Origin of the sequence: Paenibacillus sp. ISL-20 (assembly GCF_018613005.1) — a bacterium.
In the GTDB taxonomy this organism is placed as follows: domain Bacteria; phylum Bacillota; class Bacilli; order Paenibacillales; family Paenibacillaceae; genus Paenibacillus_AQ.
The window spans coordinates 418,622-437,293 of record NZ_JAGGRD010000001.1; the positions used below are offsets into that span (position 1 = coordinate 418,622).

The window sequence follows — 18,672 nt, forward strand, 5'->3', positions numbered from 1 at the left end:
CAATATTTTTACAATACAAGCAAGAGAATAGGATAGGGGGAAATATCAACACCATGATGATAGATAAAAGAAGAAGTTTGCTGGCGCTGCTGGCGCTGGCCGTCAGTGCCTTCGCCATCGGAACAACGGAATTTATCAGCGTAGGGCTGCTGCCGTTGATTGCGGAGGATATGAATATATCCGTGACGACCGCCGGATTAACTGTTTCGATGTATGCGCTGGGCGTTACCTTTGGAGCGCCAATCCTAACGTCGCTAACGTCCAGGATGTCCAGAAAAACATTGCTGCTCTGGATTATGATCATTTTTATCATCGGTAACAGCTTGGCGGCCAGTACAGCTTCGATTGGTATCCTGCTTGCCGCACGCGTGCTTTCGGCCTTTTCCCATGGCGTATTCATGTCGATCGGCTCGATCATCGCCGCAAGCGTGGTGCCTGAGAACCGCAGGGCATCGGCGATTTCCATTATGTTTACGGGACTGACGGTAGCTACGGTCACCGGCGTTCCGCTTGGAACGTTTATCGGTCATCAGTGGGGCTGGAGACTTGCTTTTGTCGCGATTGTTGTGGTCGGTATGGTCGCGCTCATCGCCAACAGCATCCTAGTCCCTTCTGACTTGCCTAAGGGAGAACGAACTTCTTTCCGTGACCAGGCTAAATTGCTGACGAATGGAAGACTGCTGCTTATGCTCCTGATTACGGCTCTCGGTTATGGCGGGACCTTCGTGGTCTTCACTTATTTATCCCCATTGCTCCAGGATATAACAGGCTTCAAGGAAAATACGGTGGCCGTCATCCTGCTTGTATACGGGATTGCCATTGCGGTCGGTAATGTGATCGGGGGGAAGGCAGCCAATCGCAATCCGCTTCGAGCACTATTCTATATGTTCATCGCCCAAGCGCTGGTGCTGATCACGCTTACGTTCACCGCACCGTTTCAAGTGGCGGGACTGATCACGATTATTCTCATGGGATTTTTGGCTTTCATGAATGTGCCGGGACTACAGGTTTATGTCGTAATGCTGGCTGAGCGGTTTGCACCCGGGGCTGTGAATATGGCTTCCGCGCTGAACATTGCCGCATTTAATGCCGGCATCGCCATCGGCGCTTTTCTGGGCGGCTTGATCACGAACTCCATGGGCCTGATTCATACGGCATGGATCGGGGCACTGATGGTGCTCGGCGCGGTCGTTCTCACCGGATGGAGCTTGAAGTTGGAACGGAAGGAAACGGAGAAGCCGAGTAAGCAAGCAGCCTAAATTAGCCTAAATGATAATTTTATGAAGGGAGGTGATGTCTAAGAGTTTTATCGGAGATACTTCAATATAGGTTAACTTTCATCAACATCACAACCCAAAAAAATGTTCGGAGGTTTATCAACATGACAGCACAACACTTACAAGATACAACCACTTTATATAATGGCGTCAACATGCCTTGGTTTGGATTAGGCGTATTTAAGGTAGAAGAAGGACCGGAGCTGGTGAATGCCGTCCGTACGGCCATCCAGCATGGGTATCGGAGCATAGACACTGCCGCCATATACGGAAATGAAGAAGGCGTCGGGCAAGGCATTCGCGAGGGCTTGGAAGCTGCTGGCATCAAGCGAGAAGATCTGTTTGTCACTTCCAAAGTATGGAATGCCGATCTGGGGTATGAATCCACTTTGAAGGCTTACGATGAAAGCCTTCGGAAGCTGGGTCTGGAATATTTGGATTTGTACCTTATACACTGGCCGGTTGAAGGGAAATATATAGATGCGTGGAAGGCGTTAGAAACGTTGTACAAAGAAGGACGCGTGAAAGCCATTGGCATGAGTAATTTCCAAATCCATCATCTGGAGAAGTTAATGAGGGAAACGGAAATAAAACCGATGGTGAACCAGATCGAATATCATCCAAGACTAACGCAAAAAGAACTGCAGGCGTTCTGCCGTACGAATGGAATTCAGCTTGAAGCATGGTCTCCATTAATGCAAGGACAGTTGCTGGATCAGGAGGATCTTCAGCGCATTGCAGAGAAGCATCATAAATCCATCGCTCAGATCATTCTTCGTTGGGATTTACAAAACGGCGTTGTCACGATTCCGAAATCGACTAAAGAACATCGGATTGCCGAGAATGCGACAATCTTTGATTTTGAATTGTCCAATGAAGAGATGCAGCGCATCGACAGCTTGAATCAAAATCACAGAGTGGGACCGGATCCCGACAATTTCGATTTCTAAGAAATCTGCGTTAACGGCAAGAATAGAAGTGTAATGAATACTGCGACTCTCCTGCAATGCTGACACCACGACAGGGATCAGGAGAGTCCATTTATACATAATTTGGAAGGAGAGAGCATAATGAAATTGGATCTAAAGGGAAAAGTCGCATTGGTAACGGGTTCGACATCCGGCATTGGCAAAGCGATTGCCATGTCGCTTGCAGCCGAGGGAGCATCCGTCATCATAAATGGAAGACATGAGGACAAAGTAAAGCAGACGATCCATGACATTCACGCTGTGCATCCGGACGCCGAGCTGCGTATTGCCGTGGCGGATCTCGGAACGGAGGAGGGCTGTCATCAGGTCAGGGAAGCTGCTCCGGTCGTCGATATTTTGATCAATAATTTAGGGATCTTCGAACCTGCTGAATTTTTCGATATACCCGATACGGAGTGGTTCAGGTTCTTCGAGACGAATATTATGAGCGGTGTCCGATTAACAAGACACTATTTGAAGAATATGATCAATCGCAATGAAGGTCGAATTATTTTTATCGCGAGTGAAGCAGCCGTCATGCCGTCCCAGGAGATGGCACATTACAGCGCAACCAAGACGATGCAATTGTCCCTTTCCCGGAGCTTGGCCGAGCTGACGACAGGAACCCGCGTCACGGTGAATACCGTTATGCCCGGATCCACTCTTACGGAAGGCGTTGAAACGATGCTGAATACGCTATATCCGGATGAGGATCTTTCGATCGAAGAAGCCGAGCAGCGGTTTATGAAGGAGAATCGGCCGACTTCCATTATTCAGCGATTGATTCGACCGGAGGAGATTGCGGATTTTGTTACGTATCTCAGCAGTCCCAAATCCTCGGCAATTAACGGTTCAGCGCTTCGAATCGACGGGGGCTTGGTACGAAGCGTATTCTAAGCATCCGAGGTGTTGTGAAGGCTCTGTTAGGAACGGTATTTCTGCCTAAAGGATTTGGGTTTGAAGCCTGTATAACGAATAAAGCAGCGAATGAAATACGGAAAAGAACCGAATCCGGATTCTTCGGCAATGCGTCCGATCGGATCGTTGGTGTGTATCAATAATCGCTTGGCTTGTTCGATCCGATGCCGTGTTAGAAATTCCAAGGGCGTGCAGCCGAACGTTTTTTTCATGCAGATCGACAGATAGTTCTGGTGGAAGTGCATGGCATCGGATAATCTCTGATAGCTAACGGGTTCTTTGTAATGTTGTCTCAAATAGTTGGCGGTTCGTTCGGCTATGGCATATTGAGGATTCTGATGCTGGATTCCGTCCTCTTCGGCTTGAAACAGCAGGAGCAGCTCATGCAGCAGCTGCTGCTGCTTCCAGCGTGCCGCGGAAGAAGACGATGGCTGCAGGTTCTGCAATTGCTCTATCAGGAGTCTCGCCTGCTCTATCGAAGGTAGCTCTCCATACTTGGGTATATAAAAGGAGAAATTCTCGATCTGTACAATAGGCTGATCGGTTTGCGATAAGGCAAAAAGGGTCAGTTCCTCCGTTTCAATCCAACGACCGAACGTCTGAAAATGCAGCCAATAAAAGTGGGTCTCCTCCTGACAGGGCAGAAACGTCCGGTGGGCTGCATCCGGTCTTAGAATCAAGTAGCAGCCGGCCTTTACCCTGTAAGCAGCACCATTCTCCTCCAGGAATAGCGCCCCTTTTGTCACCAGAATCAGATCAAAGACCCCGATGTTATAGCGATCCGGATGTTTGTCTCCTACCTGATAGGTATCTTCTCCACAAATCATATAGTGCGGTAGCGGCGGCGCCGTGAACTGGAAGATCATCTGCGACCAGGCCTCCTCCTCAAACGAACTTTTCTCTATGATAATCGTTTTACTGATCCGGATTCAATAAGACAGCATGTTGTAATCGGATAAAAAGATGTTGTTTCTGTGTATAGGGTAACGCCAAGCTCAGATGGTATATTTCTACCAGAGTGTGCACCAACAAGACAGAAACAAGGAGCGTGGAAGTTGATGCTGCATGAGACTGCGTTTAACAGCTTGCCATTAGGAGCAATTAAACCGACTGGCTGGCTTAAGAGTCAGTTGGAGATTCAAGCAAGCGGGTTTACCGGACATTTGGAAGAACAGTGGAAAGACGTAGGGGATGAGAACGGGTGGCTTGGCGGCCAGGGAGAGAGCTGGGAACGGGGACCATATTATGTCGACGGCTTGCTTCCGTTAGCTTATTTGCTCGAAGATGAGTCTTTGATTGCCAAAGCGAATCGGTGGATCGAGTGGTCGCTTGCGAGCCAGCAGGAGAATGGCATGTTCGGTCCGGCGCGCATTTCCTCCGTGAACCAGGATATCGATAAGGAGCAGGACTGGTGGCATTACATGATCATGCTGAAAGTGATGATGCAGCATGAGGAAGCAACGGGCGATGAACGGATCGTCCCTTTTCTAACGAAGTTTTTTACTTATGTCCATTCGGTTGTCGAGGAACAGCCGCTGCGGGGCTGGGCCCAAACAAGGGGAGCGGAGATGCTGCTGTGCATCGTGTGGCTGCATAGACGTACGGCGCAACCTTTTCTGTTAGAGCTTGCGGATATCGTTGCCGGACAAACAACGGACTGGACCGATATCTTTCATGATTTTCCTTTCTGGCGCAAGGTTGAAGAGTGGGATTGGACAACCCATGTCGTGAATGTGGCGATGGGAATCAAAACGCCGGGCGTGCTGTATGAATTAAACGGAAATCCGGTGGAGCGGGAAAGCGTACATCGGGGCATCGATTCTTTGATGACGTACCACGGTCAAGCGCACGGCATGTTCTCCGGGGACGAGTGGTTATCCGGCACCCACCCGAGCCAAGGCGTGGAATTATGTGCCGTTGTGGAGTATATGTTCTCGATGGAGCAGCTGACGCGTATTTTCGGGGATGGACGCTTCGGGGATATTTTGGAGAAGGTCGCGTTTAATGCACTGCCTGCCGCTATCTCTCCGGACTGGACCTCGCATCAGTATGATCAGCAAGTCAACCAGATGATCTGCAATGTCGCTCCGCGAGCCTGGAGCAACAGTCCGGACGCCAACGTCTTCGGTCTGGAGCCAAACTTCGGATGTTGCACGGCCAATATGCATCAGGGCTGGCCCAAGTTAACATCGCACCTATGGATGAAGGATCAGGAGGACGGGCTTGTTGCGGTTTCCTATGCCCCATGCACGGTGAGGACCACGGCCGGTCGTCAAGGAGTTCCGGCTGTCGTCGAGGTAACCGGCGAATATCCGTTCAAGGATCGCGTTCAAATCAAATTGACATTGGAACGCGCGGAATCGTTTCCTCTATCGCTGCGCATCCCGGCCTGGTGCGACGATCCCGTTATAACTCTGAATGGACACAAATTGCCGTTCCAGGTGGAGTCCGGTTATGCAAGAATCGTACAGAACTGGCAGAACGGCGACCGATTGGAGATTCATTTGCCCATGGAAGTGAAGACCGTGTCACGCAGCATGTACGCTACCAGCATTGAAAGAGGGCCACTGGTGTATGTGCTGCCCGTGAAGGAGAACTGGCAGATGATCCGGCAGCGCGATATGTTCCACGATTGGGAGGTATATCCCGCATCACCCTGGAAATACGGTTTGGTTGCCGATACGTCATTCGAGGTACTTGAGCAGGATATGGTCCGCCAGCCGTTCCTGGCGAAGGATGCACCTGTCAGGGTGAAGGTTAAAGGCCAGCTGATTCGGGATTGGAAGATGGAAGGCAACAATGCCGGAAACCCTCCGCTGCATCCGAACACGGACGGACAGCCCATTACGGAATTGGAGTTAGTTCCGTACGGAAGCGCCAGGCTTCGGATCGGTGAATTTCCTCTGATCGGGGAGCGGAAAAGGGGCGCTAAGAAATAAGCAAGATGGATTGAACCATCGAAAAAACCGCGTGAATCGCGGTTTTTTTGTTGTACAGATATATGTTCAAGGATAAGATAAATGTTTACGAAGCTCAGGAATACACATAATATGGAGTTATTGGAAAAGAAGGTATTGGACCTCGTGCTACGATGTTAGAAATCAATCCATATGGAGGTGATCGTATGAGAAATAGATAAGAGGATATTGAATATCTCGGCATGGCTGGCTCTGTTAACCATCCTTGTGTTCCCGGGTAAAATATGGGCGGAGGGTGAGAGTACGCCACGAATCGAATATGGATTTCCGTTCAGATTTTTTATCAAGTATTATCCGGATCACATGGATAGCAGTCCTTGGTTTATTAAAGGCGTTCACATTCAACTGCTGCTTTATTTTTTAAATGTAATGGTGATTTATTGGATAATACGCATGTTGTTGTCGCTAGGAAGAAGTATAAAAAAGAAAGAGTAATGGGATAAGAGACATGGAATGCGTTGGTGAGAAAGGGAAATTTGCGAAGGAGATGTTCATGAAAAGAAAAATAATAGTAATCCTATTGCTTGTATTTGTTATTCTGATTAATGGCAATGCTCAACGAGATTCGATCGATATGCCCCTTTATGAGGGCAGAAGCCTCGTTATTGGTGTGATCGGAGAAACACCGCAGGTTAGGGAGGAGGGACATGTGGATTTTAAGGAGGTTACATTTGAGCAGCTAGAGGATCTAGACCTTTCCCCTGAGCTTGACGCCGTGTTCATAACGAAAGAACATCTGGTGGAAGCTTCTGAGCCCAAGTATACAGAAGTGTATAACAAGGTTGAAGTTCCCTTTTTCTATATCGAGTCTAAAAAATCTCATGTCCCCTTCACGATCGAAGAATTGTCCTATGATGAGGTTCCGGATCTTTCAACGGATATGTACGCAACAGGATATTACGGCAAGGATGATCAATACTGGGGTTACGGATTATACAACGATGTTATGAATGAGACCAATATCAAAGCTGTCTACTCTCGTATTTTCACAACGATCGAGTCGTTGCACAATGACGGAGGAACGTAATTTGCGAGAAATAAATTGGGTGGAGAAAAGCGAAACGCTCGAGTCATTGCTGGAACATGAAACAACAATTCAAGTCGTCCCGTTAGATTCCGGTCTGGAAGCAGAGGTGGTGAAGATCGCCACGTCAACGGCAGACTATGTATTAAAGGTGTGGAATAAAGAGTCCAAGCCCAACGTTCGGATGCAATATCAAATATTGAAAGCATTGTACTCGCATGGAAGAGCAGTGTCCGTGCCTTTGGGCTGTGGGACAGACCGGAATGGCAATCCAGCAATGCTGATGAGTTACGACGGTACACCCGTCCAAAAGGTTGATCAGACTAAACTAATGAAACTTGCGAAGATGTTAATGGATATACATAAGCTTCCCCTGGATAGCCAGAGAGGCTCTGGGTTGAAGAGATATGATTTCATCTCCTATTTTTATCCTCGAATTGATGAGTTTCCCGATATCAAACAGCCATTGATGGTGCTTGTTCAGCGTGCGAACATGAAACAAGATTGTGTCATCCATGGCGACTACCATCTGGGCAATATTCTTGAGAATGAAAACGAGCTGACCGTAATCGATTGGACGAATGTCCAGATGGGCGATGCCCGATATGACATGGCATGGTCGATTATCTTAATGAGGATATATGTAAGTGAGAAGCGAGCTTCCTTCTACCGTGCTGCATTTTGTGCCGAGAACCGCTACGAAAAGGATGAGCTTGAGCTATTTGAAGCCATAGCGTGCCTGCGCTGGGTTTTGCTTAGTAGAGTGGACCACCCTCCCATTAGAAAGGATACGATCTCAAGGGTCAGGTCAATCTTGTTGCGCAGCAACTATTTAAAGCTCAAGCTTGATTTAGTCTGATCCAACAAAAATACACAGCCGCCCCTCAGATCAGAGTTAGATCGAATTGGGAAATTTACAGCAGTACATTCAGCCCCCTATAACCATCCAACAAGATGGTAAGGGGCTTTTTTATGAAGCAGCGGGATGCACCAAAGCCGGGATCACGCACCGAGCGCACAGGGAGAAGTGCGCCCGCTAAGTCATAAAAGCCCCGACAACGCTCGGATAATCTTCTTACCAAAAATTTAAAAAAGAGGGTTGACAGAAGCATATCCGATCTTGTAATCTGTGATTGTAATCGTTTACGTAATCGATTACATAATGGAATCATAACGTTTTGAGGTGAACAATGTTTGGCAAGAGCAACGATTAAACAAGTAGCAGCGGCAGCAGAAGTATCTACGGCAACCGTTTCAAGAGTGCTGAACGACAGCGATTATGTAAGCGATGAAATTAAAGAGCGCGTAATGGCGGCGGTGAACCAGTTGAATTACCGGCCAAGCGCCATCGCCCGAAGTCTTAAGCAGGACCGTACGTATATGATCGGGGTCATCGTTCCCGATATCTCCAACCCTTATTTCATGGGAATCTCCAGAGGTATTGAGGATATTGTTGGCAAAGAGGGCTTTCAGCTCATATTCTGCAGCTCGGACGAGAATCCGGATAAGGAAAAACGATTGCTTAAGCTTATGCAGGAAAAGCGCGTGGACGCCGTCGTACTGGCGACGTCAGGCGGAAATGATCCGGCGATCAAGCAGCTGGCAGATTCTAAAATGCCGATCATCCTCATAGACAGAAAACTGGACTCGCCTGAAATAGGATTTCGACTCGATCTGGTAGCCGAGGACAATACCGAAGGCGCAACCCGTCTAACCAGAAAACTGTTAGAGGATGGGCATACGGCCATTGGGGTGGTAAACGGCCCGACGAGATCAAGTACGGGCAGGGAGCGTCTTGACGGTGTTCGAAAGGCGATGGAGGAATACGGACTGCACGAGGAACCGATGGTGTATAATGGCGACTTCTCTACAGAGGACGGAATCCGGGCGGTACTGCATTTTCTGGGGCTGGAGCATCGGCCCACTGCGATTATATCTCTGAATAACCGAATGAGTCTTGGCGTATTGCTTGAGATTGTACGCAGTGGACTAAAGATTCCGGATGACATGGCAGTAGCTTCTTTCGGTGAGGTAGAGGCCGGTCCATTACTCAAAGGATCGGGACTTTATTATATGGAACAGCATCCCTATGAAATGGGAATCAAAGCCGGTGAGATTCTTCTACGTCGAATTCGCGAAGAAGCACCGCTGTCTGATCCGGAAATTGAAATTTACAGCAATGAAGTGAAACAGCTGAATTGACCTATAAGCTGCCGTTCTAAAAACAGAGAGGATGATGACAATGCATTATCAAACCCAAATCTGCAATCGATTGCAGAATCAATTGCCGAAGATCGGCATTCGTCCAGTCGTCGATGGTCGGAGGGGAGGCATTCGGGAATCGTTAGAGGATGTAACGATGGATATGGCGAAGCGAACTGCACGCCTGCTTACCGAAAATCTAAGGCATAGCAACGGGCTTCCGGTCGAATGCGTGATTGCCGATACCTGCATTGGAGGAGTAGCCGAAGCCGCAAGAACGGAAGAGAAGTTTGCCAGGGAAAATGTAGGACTAACCATTTCGGTGACACCTTCCTGGTGCTATCCGACGGAAACGATGGATACCCATCCGACAAGGCCGAAAGCGATTTGGGGATTTAACGGAACCGAGCGCCCCGGTGCCGTGTATCTGGCGGCAGCTCTTGGAGCACATAATCAGAAGGGACTCCCGGCTTTCTCGATCTATGGACGCGATGTGCAGGATATCGGGGATACCGAAATTACAGCTGACGTACAGGAGAAGCTTCTGCAATTTGCAAAGGCAGGCCTTGCCGTAGCGACCATGAAGGGGACTTCCTATCTGTCGATGGGTACCGTATCCATGGGAATCGCGGGCTGTATCGTCGACGAAAACTTTTTCCGGAAGTATCTTGGGATGCGCAATGAATACGTGGATATGACGGAATTCGTAAGGCGAATCGAGCTGGAAATATACGACCGCGACGAATATGAGCGGGCACTGGCCTGGATTAAAGAGAACTGCAAGCCAGGGACGGACGTCAATCCGGAGCATTTAAAGCGAACCGATGAGCAGAAGCGGCAGGATTGGGAGACCGTCGCGAAGATGGCGTTAATCGCACGCGATTTGATGGTGGGCAATTCGAAGCTGGCGGAAATGGGATACGGGGAGGAAGCGCTCGGGCGAAATGCGCTGGCAGCAGGGTTTCAAGGACAGCGTGCCTGGACGGACTATTTCCCGACCGGAGATTTCATGGAGGCAGTACTCAATTCCTCCTTTGATTGGAATGGTCTGAGGGAACCCTACATGGTTGCAACGGAGAACGATAATTTGAACGGAATTACGATGCTGTTCGGACATCTCCTGACGGATGCAGCCCAGGTATTTGCAGATGTTCGTACATATTGGAGCCCTGAAGCGGTAAAGCGTGTAACAGGGTATCAGCTTGAGGGGATCGCAGAGCAGGGCGTGATCCATCTGATTAACTCCGGGCCTGCTGCCCTTGACGGAACGGGAAGGCAGACGAAGGACGGCAGACCGGCGATGAAGCCGTTCTGGGAAATCACGCAGGAGGAAGTTCAAGACTGTCTGGATGCGGTCAAGTGGTGTCCGGCTATCGATTTCTTCCGCGGCGGCGGCTTCTCAACAGACTTCACGACCCGGGAAGGCATGCCGGTCACGATTGCGAGGATCAATATGGTTGCGGGTGTCGGGCCGGTCCTTCATATTGCCGAGGGAATGACCGTGGAGCTGCCGGAGGCGGTGCACGATGTATTGGATCAGCGAAGCGATCCTACGTGGCCGACGACCTGGTTCGTGCCAAATCTGACCGGCGAGGGACTGTTCAAGGATGTATACACCGTGATGAGCAGCTGGGGATCCAACCATGCCGCCATGAGTTACGGCCATATCGGCGGAGATCTGATCACCTTGGCTTCGATGCTCCGCATTCCGGTATGCATGCATAACGTACCGGAGGAACGGATATTCCGGCCGAGCGCATGGACCGCTTTCGGCGGACTGGAGTCGGTCTCGGCAGACTACCGGGCATGCGCGTCTTATGGTCCGTTGTATAAATAGGAGGCGGATAAAATGAAGCAGTTATACACTATTGGCGTGGATTTCGGTACCGAATCGGGCAGGGCTTTGCTCGTTGATATCAATACAGGGCAAGAAGTTGCGACGCATGTGACGCCATACACGCACGGAGTTATGGACGAGGTGCTGGTCCACTCGGACTTGAAGCTGGAGCAGGATTGGGCGCTGCAGCATCCGGGGGACTACATGGAAGTCCTTCAGCAATCCATCCCGCGTGTGTTGTCGGAGGCTAACGTATCACCTGATCAAGTCATAGGGATCGGCGTCGATTTTACAGCGTGTACAATGATGCCGCTGGATGCCGGGGGAACTCCGCTGTGCATGCTGGAGGAGTGGAGAGACAACCCGCATAGCTGGGTAAAGCTGTGGAAGCACCACGCGGCACAGGATGAAGCGAACCTGATTAATGAAGCCGCAATACGGCGTGGTGAGAAATTTCTTGCTCGCTATGGAGGTAAGCTCTCCTCGGAGTGGATGCTTGCGAAGTCTTTACAGATTCTGAATGAAGCTCCGGAGATCTATGAGCAGGCTGTATTGTTCATGGAGGCTGCCGATTGGGTGGTCATGCAATTGACCGGTCAGCTCGCGCGGAGCAGCTGCACCTCAGGCTACAAAGCCAATTGGCATAAACGGGAGGGATACCCGTCCAAGGAGTTCCTGAAGTCGCTTGATCCGAGGTTTGGTGACCTCGTGGAGACAAAGCTGAGAGGCCCGATCAAGCCCTTGGGCTCGAAAGCGGGCGGATTAACCGAATCTATGGCAGCCATGACCGGGCTTCTGCCGGGCACCGCGGTCGCCGTAGCCATCATCGATGCCCATGCCATGGTGCCGGCCGTTAGTGTGGTAACCCCTGGCAAGCTGGTGCTTGCGATGGGAACCTCTACTTGTCACTTGATTTTAAGCGACAAGGAAGTGACGGGCGAAGGCATTTGCGGCGTCGTCGAGGACGGGATCATTCCCGGTTATTACGGGTATGAAGCCGGGCAATCGGCCGTAGGCGACATCTTCGCGTGGTATGTGGAAGAGGCTGTGCCGGAATATGTTCGTCGCAAAGCATCCGAAGAGCGGCTTGGCATTCATGAGTGGCTTGAGAAGGAAGCGGCTGGGTATGCGCCTGGCCAAAGCGGACTACTGGCACTCGATTGGTGGAACGGAAGCCGCTCTGTACTGATGGATGCCGATCTTAGCGGCGTAATGCTCGGCTTGACCCTGCAAACCAAGCCTGCGGAAATATACCGGGCGCTGCTGGAGGCCACTGCCTTTGGAACGCGCGCGATTATCGATGCTTTTACCGTAAGCGGCGTAGAAGTCCAGGAGCTCTATGCTTGCGGCGGATTGCCGCAGCGAAACCGTTTGCTGATGCAAATCTATGCTGACGTTACCGGCAAAGAAATCAAAGTAGCGGATACAATCCAGACGGCCGCTTTTGGTGCAGCCATGTTCGGTGCCGTGGCGGCAGGCAAAGAGCAAGGTGGCTTTGGGAGTATCGTTGAGGCTGCGGAAGCAATAGCCCGTGTTCGGAAAGAGACCTTTAAGCCGATTGAGGCCAATGTGCGCGTGTATGATCAATTGTACAAGGAATATAAAGGCCTTCATGATTATTTGGGCAGAGGCGAAAACGGGGTGCTGAAACGCTTGAAGGCATTAAGAAGCGGTAAATCACCGGAATGAATGTGTGAATGAAAGCCTGAATAAACGCGAGGTCACAACGAAATATCGCCTGGCGGCGTTGGACTCATAAACTGGGAATGCAGGTTCTGGAAGGACCCTGCATTCCATCACCATCAATTCTGCAATCGATGTCACATTTTGGGAAACGAGTTCTAGAAGTACTTATATAACCTTTATCCACCAATCTAAAAGGAGCGAACCATCCATGAACAATCATTCAGCATTATCTTCACTCAGCCTTACTCGCAACGGGAAAAGTAAACGGGAATCCAGCTACGACCGTTCGGGAGGCAATAAAGATTACTTCTCCATCAACCCTGGCGACCTGACCGAAATTTGCAACATTCCAGGCGCGGGCGCCATCACCCACATCTGGATGACGATGGCGACTGACGCGCCTGCTGAGGAATTGTATCTACCGCGTAAAATCGTTCTCCGCATGTACTGGGACCAGGAGGCGGAGCCCAGCGTGGAAGCGCCGATCGGTGATTTTTTCGGAATGGGGCACGGGATCACCAAAAACTATACGTCTGCGGCATTGATGATGAGTCCCGAGGACGGCAAGGCATTCAACTGCTTCTTCCGCATGCCGTTTGCGGATGGAGCCCGCATTACGATTGAGAGCGAGGCGGACCAACCGATCAAATTCTATTTCTATGTGAATTACGAATCATACGATAAGCTGCCTGAGGAGGAGCTTAGATTTCATGCCCAGTGGCATCGAGAAAATCCTACGGACGGGATACCGGATGACGAAGTGGATAACGCCTTCTATGAATTCGGCGGCAAGAATACGACCGGCGACGGGAACTATGTCATCCTGGATGCGGTGGGGAAAGGTCATTACATCGGCTGCAACTTCAATGTCCATAACCTGCGCGATACGCGGGAGTGGAACTGGTACGGCGAAGGGGACGACATGATCTTCATCGATGGGGAGCCATGGCCTCCGACCTTGCACGGAACGGGGATGGAGGATTATTTCAACACGGCCTGGTGTCCGCAGCAGGAGGTGTGCACGCCTTATCATGGCATTATTCTGGGAGGGGGACCGAACTGGAGCGGCAAAATCTCCACGTACCGGTATCATATCCTCGACCCGATCATGTTCGAGAGCAGCATCAAGGTAACGATCGAGCACGGACATAACAATCATCGGAGCGACGATGTTTCCTCTACGGCGTACTGGTATCAGGCTGAACCTCATCGTCCTTTCCCGGCGCTGCCTAAGGTGGATAAGAGAAAGCCTCTGCCGGATATCAAGCCGCTTAACGATGATAGCATGAAGCAAATATTCGGCCACTCCAACCCTTAATATAAAGGGGTGGAATAGTGAAACGAAAGGGGAGAGGAGCTTGAAATTGAAATCGGCCTTGCTCGCCATCCTACTCGTGCTTCTTTGCGGCTGCATGAGCGGCAGCAAGGTGAATCCCCAGCTAGATGGAGCAGACAAGGGTTTTATATTAACAGGCATTACCGGCCTGGAACAAATTTCGCAATTGACTGGCGAACGATCCCCCAATCGTACCGATCGATATGCGGTGTACGGTACCGATCTCGGTTCTATGATGAACGATGGGGAACGAACCTACTTCGTGTTCGGGGATACGTTCGGCGAACGGGCGCCAGATCAGATAGGTGGAGGGGGCAGCTACTGGCGCTCCAATACGATGGCCTATACCACGGATATGGAACCGGCTGACAGCATCACGTTTGAAAACATGGTGACGGATGAATTCGGTACAGCCAAGGAGCTGCTGCCCTCCGTCAAAATCGATTATGAAGAAATGACCAAAATTCCGACTCATGGCATTGCGGCAGGTGGTGCATTGTATGTGTACTACATGTCGGTCAATCATTGGGGAGATCCCGGGAAGTGGGACGCCAACTACAGCAGCGTGGCCAAATCGGTTGATAACGGTGAGACGTGGGAGCTCCAGGATCAACTGCGTTGGCCGGGGGACAGTAATTTCATTCAGGTCAGTCCCTATAAGGTAAAGAATGAAGCAGGCGGGACGGACATTTATTTCTGGGGTATTCCAGCCGGACGCTATGGCGGCGTTCAGCTCATGAAGGTGGGAGAAGAGAACATCGAGAATCTGTCCGAGTACGAGTACTATAGTGGTCTGGACGATGATGGTAATCCCAGATGGAGTACCGATAAGAAAGATGCCCAGAATGTAGTGGATGACACGGTCGGCGAGCTTTCTGTTGTATGGAACTCTTATCTGGAACGTTGGCTGATGACATATCTGAAGGAAGGCCAGGGTGTTGTCATACGTGAAGGGATGACGCCGTGGGGGCCGTGGGGCGAGCCTCTGGATTTGGTCCGAGCCGAGGATTATCCAGGACTGTATGGTCCCTATATGAATGATCGGTATACCGAGAATGACGGGCGAACGATTTATTTCACGCTATCTTTGTGGGATCCGTACAACGTCTTTTGGTATAAAGCTTCTCTGGAAAAATGACAACGGATTCAACGAATGTTCGGTTTAAATGCGAATCGCGTTTAAATAGTTTGATCCATTATAAGGAGGGTTCATGGTGCAGAAAACAAACATCAGTTTCAAATCCTGGAAAGTTTTGTTCTCCACACTTATGGTACTGGCGCTGCTCGTTACAGGCTGTGGCGGACGATCCGGCGGACCGGCAGGCGGAGCATCAAGCAATTCACCGGAAAATGAAAGCGCAAACAACGGTGGCAGCGGCGATAAAGTCGTAATCAACTTTTGGGCGCAAAAATTCGAGGAAACGACCGATGAGTGGTTCAAAAAATGGGTCGGCGAGTACAACAAATCTCAGAATAATGTGGAAGTGAAACTGACGATCGTTCCGGGCGACGCTTGGGATCAAAAAATGAAAGCGGCTCAAGCCGCGGGGAAAGCGCCGGATATCCGAACGATCAACTACGGCAACGTGGCTAATGCCGCGAAGACAGGACAGCTGACGGCACTGAACGATTTGATGGATCCGGCAGTATTCGATGATTTGTACGACAACATGAAGGAATTTGTGTCCGTTAACGGTAAGTACTACGCTTATCCGAAGCTGGTCGAACCTTCTGCCGTCATGTTCTATCGGAAGGATTTGTTCCAGGAGGCCGGGCTTGATCCGAATCAGCCGCCGAAGTCGTGGGATGAGCTTCTGGATGCAGCACAGAAGCTGACCAAGAAAGGCGTGTTCGGGTTATCGATCGCACAAACCGCTCCGGATTTGGGCTGGTCGAGCTGGGGGCTGCAGTATAATGCAGCAGGACATCTTGCGGTTACGGAGGACTGGTCCAAAGCAGACGTAAACAATGACGGCTACAAGGCGCTCTTGAATTTTTACCAGAAAGCTTACCAATCTGGCGTCATGCCGAAGCAGGCTCTGGCCGGATATGCGGATATCAAGCCTTTCGGCGAGGGCAAGATTGCCATCCAGATTTGCGGTTCCTGGGCGATGGGGCAGCTTCGCAACACTTATAAGGATTTGGTAGATAAAGTGGGGATTGCACCAATGGCATCGTTGGACGGTGATTTGACGAAACCGACGGCAACGCTTGGCGGCTGGTCGCTGGCGGTAGACGGCAAATCCAAGCATGCGCAAGAATCTGCAGATTTCATCTCTTATCTCCTCGCCGGGGATCCGAACATCATGATCGACTTTTTCAAGACGTCCCAGTTCTCCAAGTTCTCCCCGCGTAAATCGGTGGACGAAGCGATGAAATCCGATCCGGATGCATCCAAGGATGTGTGGCGTGCGCTGGTCTCTGAACAGATCATTCCACACTCCCAGGCTGAACCGATCTATCCTTGGGACATCAGCTTCGCACTCTCCACGTCCATTGAGTCCGCCATGAAAGGAACGCCGGTGGATAAGGCGCTGGAGAAAGCGGAAAAGGATATTAACGATTTTATAACCAAGAACAATCTTGCCGGCACAAATCCGAAAAATTAGCGCTTTGGCGGCCACCCGCGGATCATCCCTTCAGATACGGATATCCGATTTCGGATGGCTGCCTCATCCTTAGGTCATGGTGGTGACTCTACATGTTTAAGAAAAATTACCGGCAGGACAATGGGGTGGCTTATTTGCTTCTCGCACCCATCGTCATCCTGCTGACGATCTTTGTCATCATACCTTTCTTCTATGCCCTGCGCGTAAGCTTCTATAATTGGAGCTTCTACCAGGATTCCACTTTTGTGGGCTTTCAGAACTTCTATATGGTGCTGACCGATGACCTCTTTCTCCAGTCCATCTGGGTAGGTCTCAAGTTTGCCCTTATGGTCGTTCCGACAATGCTGATTCTCTCATTTCTGTTCGCCAACATCATTAAGAACCTGGGCTCCGGCTTCGCAAGCGTTGTGAAGACCTCCGTGTACATCCCAACCATCATTTCCGGGATCGTGGCATCGGTCATCTTCGTCTTTATCTTCGATTATGCAGGCGGCTTGGCCAACTACATCATCGGACTGTTCGGATACGAGCCGAAAGCGTGGCTTGCCGAAGTAGCTACGGCACTGCCCAGCATCGCAGCCCCTGCCGTATGGCTGGGCTTCGGCCTCACAACGCTGATCATGCTGGCAGGTCTCCACGATATTCCGAAAAGCTACTATGAGGCTGCGGAACTGGAAGGAGCGGGCACCTTTGTCCGGATGTGGTATATCACGATTCCGCTCATGCGCAATGTGATCCTGTATCTGCTCGTAACCGGATTTACGGCGCAAATCTCACAGTTCGAGCTGTCCCTCGTGATGACGGGCGGCGGACCGCTTAGCGAGACCACAACGCCGAACCTGTACATCTTGAACCATTTCCGCAACGACGTCATGGTCGGCAACTCGATCGCGGCATCGCTGCTGTTGTTTGTGGTCCTGGGCAGTATCTCGGCCATCATCTTCAGAGTGTTGAATTCGGAAAAAGCGATCGACGGTTAGGGAAGACAGGAGGATAACAAGATGAAAACGTTCAACGGACTTCAAAAAACATTGATGACACTCTTGACCGGCCTGGTGACCATTATGGCTCTGTTCCCGCTGCTGTGGGTCATCCTTGCCGGGTTCAAAGACAAAGCGGAGGTGCTTGCCACTCCGTTCCGATTCTTCCCGAAGAAATGGATGGTTCAGAATTACATGGACATTCTGGGCGATTCGGCCTTCATTCAAACGATGCTGGTTACATTCGGGGGCGCCGTTCTTTTTGCATCGCTAAGCTTGGCCGTTAACGCTACTGCGGCTTACGTCTTCTCCAGGCTGGAATTCCGGTTCAAGACATTTCTGTGGGTTTACGTCATCATCACCATGTTCATTCCCGGCATGGCGATCCTGCTGACCTCCTTTATCGTGGTGAATGAGATGGGCATGCTCGACACCCTTGCGGTGCTCGTATTGCCCGGGATTGCTTCCGCGGGACATATGTTCTTCATCCGCCAATTCTATCTGAATATTCCAATGGCGCTGGAAGAGGCGGCACTGATCGATGGAGCGGGCAGGATCAAGATTTTTACGCATATTTTCATTCCAATGTCGTTCCCGGTCTTTGTCATTGTGGGCATTGGCTCCTATTTAGCCTATTGGAACTCCTTCGTATGGCCGACGATGACGATTACCAATCCGGAGCTGTTTCAGATTATGCAGTACTTGTACACCTTCCGTTCCGAGCGTGCAACGGAAATGGGCATGTTGATGGCCGGATCGGCGCTTTCCTGTCTGCCGACCATTATCCTGTTCCTCTTCTTCCAGAAGCACATCATATCAGGAATCAAAATCTCCGGATTAAAATAAACGATCTAAGC

Annotated in this window: 15 protein-coding genes; 14 read left to right on the top strand and 1 reads right to left on the bottom strand. The window is 50.4% G+C overall.

Annotated elements, in window-relative coordinates:
* Nucleotides 1–53: 53 nt before the first annotated feature.
* The 3 genes from J7E85_RS02270 (at nucleotide 54) to J7E85_RS02280 (ending at nucleotide 3,142) form a co-directional block, all read left to right on the top strand.
* The gene (locus J7E85_RS02270; RefSeq protein WP_215154496.1) at nucleotides 54–1,259 is read left to right on the top strand and encodes an MFS transporter; all 1,206 of its coding nucleotides are present in this window, start codon (nucleotides 54–56) and stop codon (nucleotides 1,257–1,259) included.
* 122 nt (nucleotides 1,260–1,381) lie between these two features.
* Nucleotides 1,382–2,227: an aldo/keto reductase gene (locus J7E85_RS02275; RefSeq protein ID WP_215154498.1), complete on the top strand. Its 846-nt coding sequence runs from the start codon at nucleotides 1,382–1,384 to the stop codon at nucleotides 2,225–2,227.
* Between the two features lie 120 nt (nucleotides 2,228–2,347).
* Nucleotides 2,348–3,142, top strand: a complete 795-nt coding sequence (locus J7E85_RS02280; RefSeq protein WP_215154500.1) for an SDR family NAD(P)-dependent oxidoreductase — start codon at nucleotides 2,348–2,350, stop codon at nucleotides 3,140–3,142.
* 26 nt (nucleotides 3,143–3,168) lie between these two features.
* Here J7E85_RS02280 and J7E85_RS02285 read toward each other — a convergent pair whose 3' ends face one another.
* Nucleotides 3,169–4,029 carry an AraC family transcriptional regulator gene (locus J7E85_RS02285; RefSeq protein WP_215154502.1) on the bottom strand — a complete coding sequence of 287 codons (861 nt, stop codon included), beginning with the start codon at nucleotides 4,027–4,029 and terminating at the stop codon, nucleotides 3,169–3,171.
* Between the two features lie 192 nt (nucleotides 4,030–4,221).
* Between J7E85_RS02285 and J7E85_RS02290 the strand changes: the two genes are divergently transcribed.
* From J7E85_RS02290 to J7E85_RS02340, 11 genes are all read left to right on the top strand, one after another.
* Nucleotides 4,222–6,102 (top strand): beta-L-arabinofuranosidase domain-containing protein, encoded by a 1,881-nt coding sequence (locus J7E85_RS02290; RefSeq protein ID WP_215154504.1) that lies wholly within the window; start codon nucleotides 4,222–4,224, stop codon nucleotides 6,100–6,102.
* A 532-nt stretch (nucleotides 6,103–6,634) separates the two neighbouring features.
* A complete protein-coding gene (locus J7E85_RS02295; RefSeq protein ID WP_215154506.1) occupies nucleotides 6,635–7,168 on the top strand; it encodes a hypothetical protein in 534 nt (177 codons plus the stop codon).
* A 1-nt stretch (nucleotide 7,169) separates the two neighbouring features.
* On the top strand, nucleotides 7,170–8,024 hold the full coding sequence (locus tag J7E85_RS02300; protein WP_251035371.1) for a phosphotransferase family protein: 855 nt from the start codon (nucleotides 7,170–7,172) through the stop codon (nucleotides 8,022–8,024).
* Nucleotides 8,025–8,359: 335 nt separating this feature from the next.
* Complete coding sequence (locus tag J7E85_RS02305) at nucleotides 8,360–9,367, top strand: LacI family DNA-binding transcriptional regulator (protein ID WP_215154510.1); 1,008 nt, start codon at nucleotides 8,360–8,362, stop codon at nucleotides 9,365–9,367.
* A gap of 40 nt (nucleotides 9,368–9,407) precedes the next feature.
* Nucleotides 9,408–11,204: an L-fucose isomerase gene (locus J7E85_RS02310; protein WP_215154512.1), complete on the top strand. Its 1,797-nt coding sequence runs from the start codon at nucleotides 9,408–9,410 to the stop codon at nucleotides 11,202–11,204.
* A gap of 12 nt (nucleotides 11,205–11,216) precedes the next feature.
* Nucleotides 11,217–12,893, top strand: a complete 1,677-nt coding sequence (locus tag J7E85_RS02315; protein WP_215154514.1) for a ribulokinase — start codon at nucleotides 11,217–11,219, stop codon at nucleotides 12,891–12,893.
* Between the two features lie 205 nt (nucleotides 12,894–13,098).
* Nucleotides 13,099–14,208 (top strand): glycoside hydrolase family 172 protein, encoded by a 1,110-nt coding sequence (locus tag J7E85_RS02320; RefSeq protein ID WP_215154516.1) that lies wholly within the window; start codon nucleotides 13,099–13,101, stop codon nucleotides 14,206–14,208.
* Between the two features lie 40 nt (nucleotides 14,209–14,248).
* A complete protein-coding gene (locus J7E85_RS02325) occupies nucleotides 14,249–15,364 on the top strand; it encodes a glycoside hydrolase family 183 protein (protein WP_215154518.1) in 1,116 nt (371 codons plus the stop codon).
* A 76-nt stretch (nucleotides 15,365–15,440) separates the two neighbouring features.
* Entirely contained in the window at nucleotides 15,441–16,835 is a 1,395-nt protein-coding gene (locus tag J7E85_RS02330; RefSeq protein ID WP_215154520.1) for an ABC transporter substrate-binding protein, read from the top strand.
* A gap of 92 nt (nucleotides 16,836–16,927) precedes the next feature.
* Nucleotides 16,928–17,815, top strand: a complete 888-nt coding sequence (locus tag J7E85_RS02335; protein WP_215154522.1) for a carbohydrate ABC transporter permease — start codon at nucleotides 16,928–16,930, stop codon at nucleotides 17,813–17,815.
* 21 nt (nucleotides 17,816–17,836) lie between these two features.
* Nucleotides 17,837–18,661: a carbohydrate ABC transporter permease gene (locus tag J7E85_RS02340; protein ID WP_076321887.1), complete on the top strand. Its 825-nt coding sequence runs from the start codon at nucleotides 17,837–17,839 to the stop codon at nucleotides 18,659–18,661.
* Nucleotides 18,662–18,672: the final 11 nt, after the last annotated feature.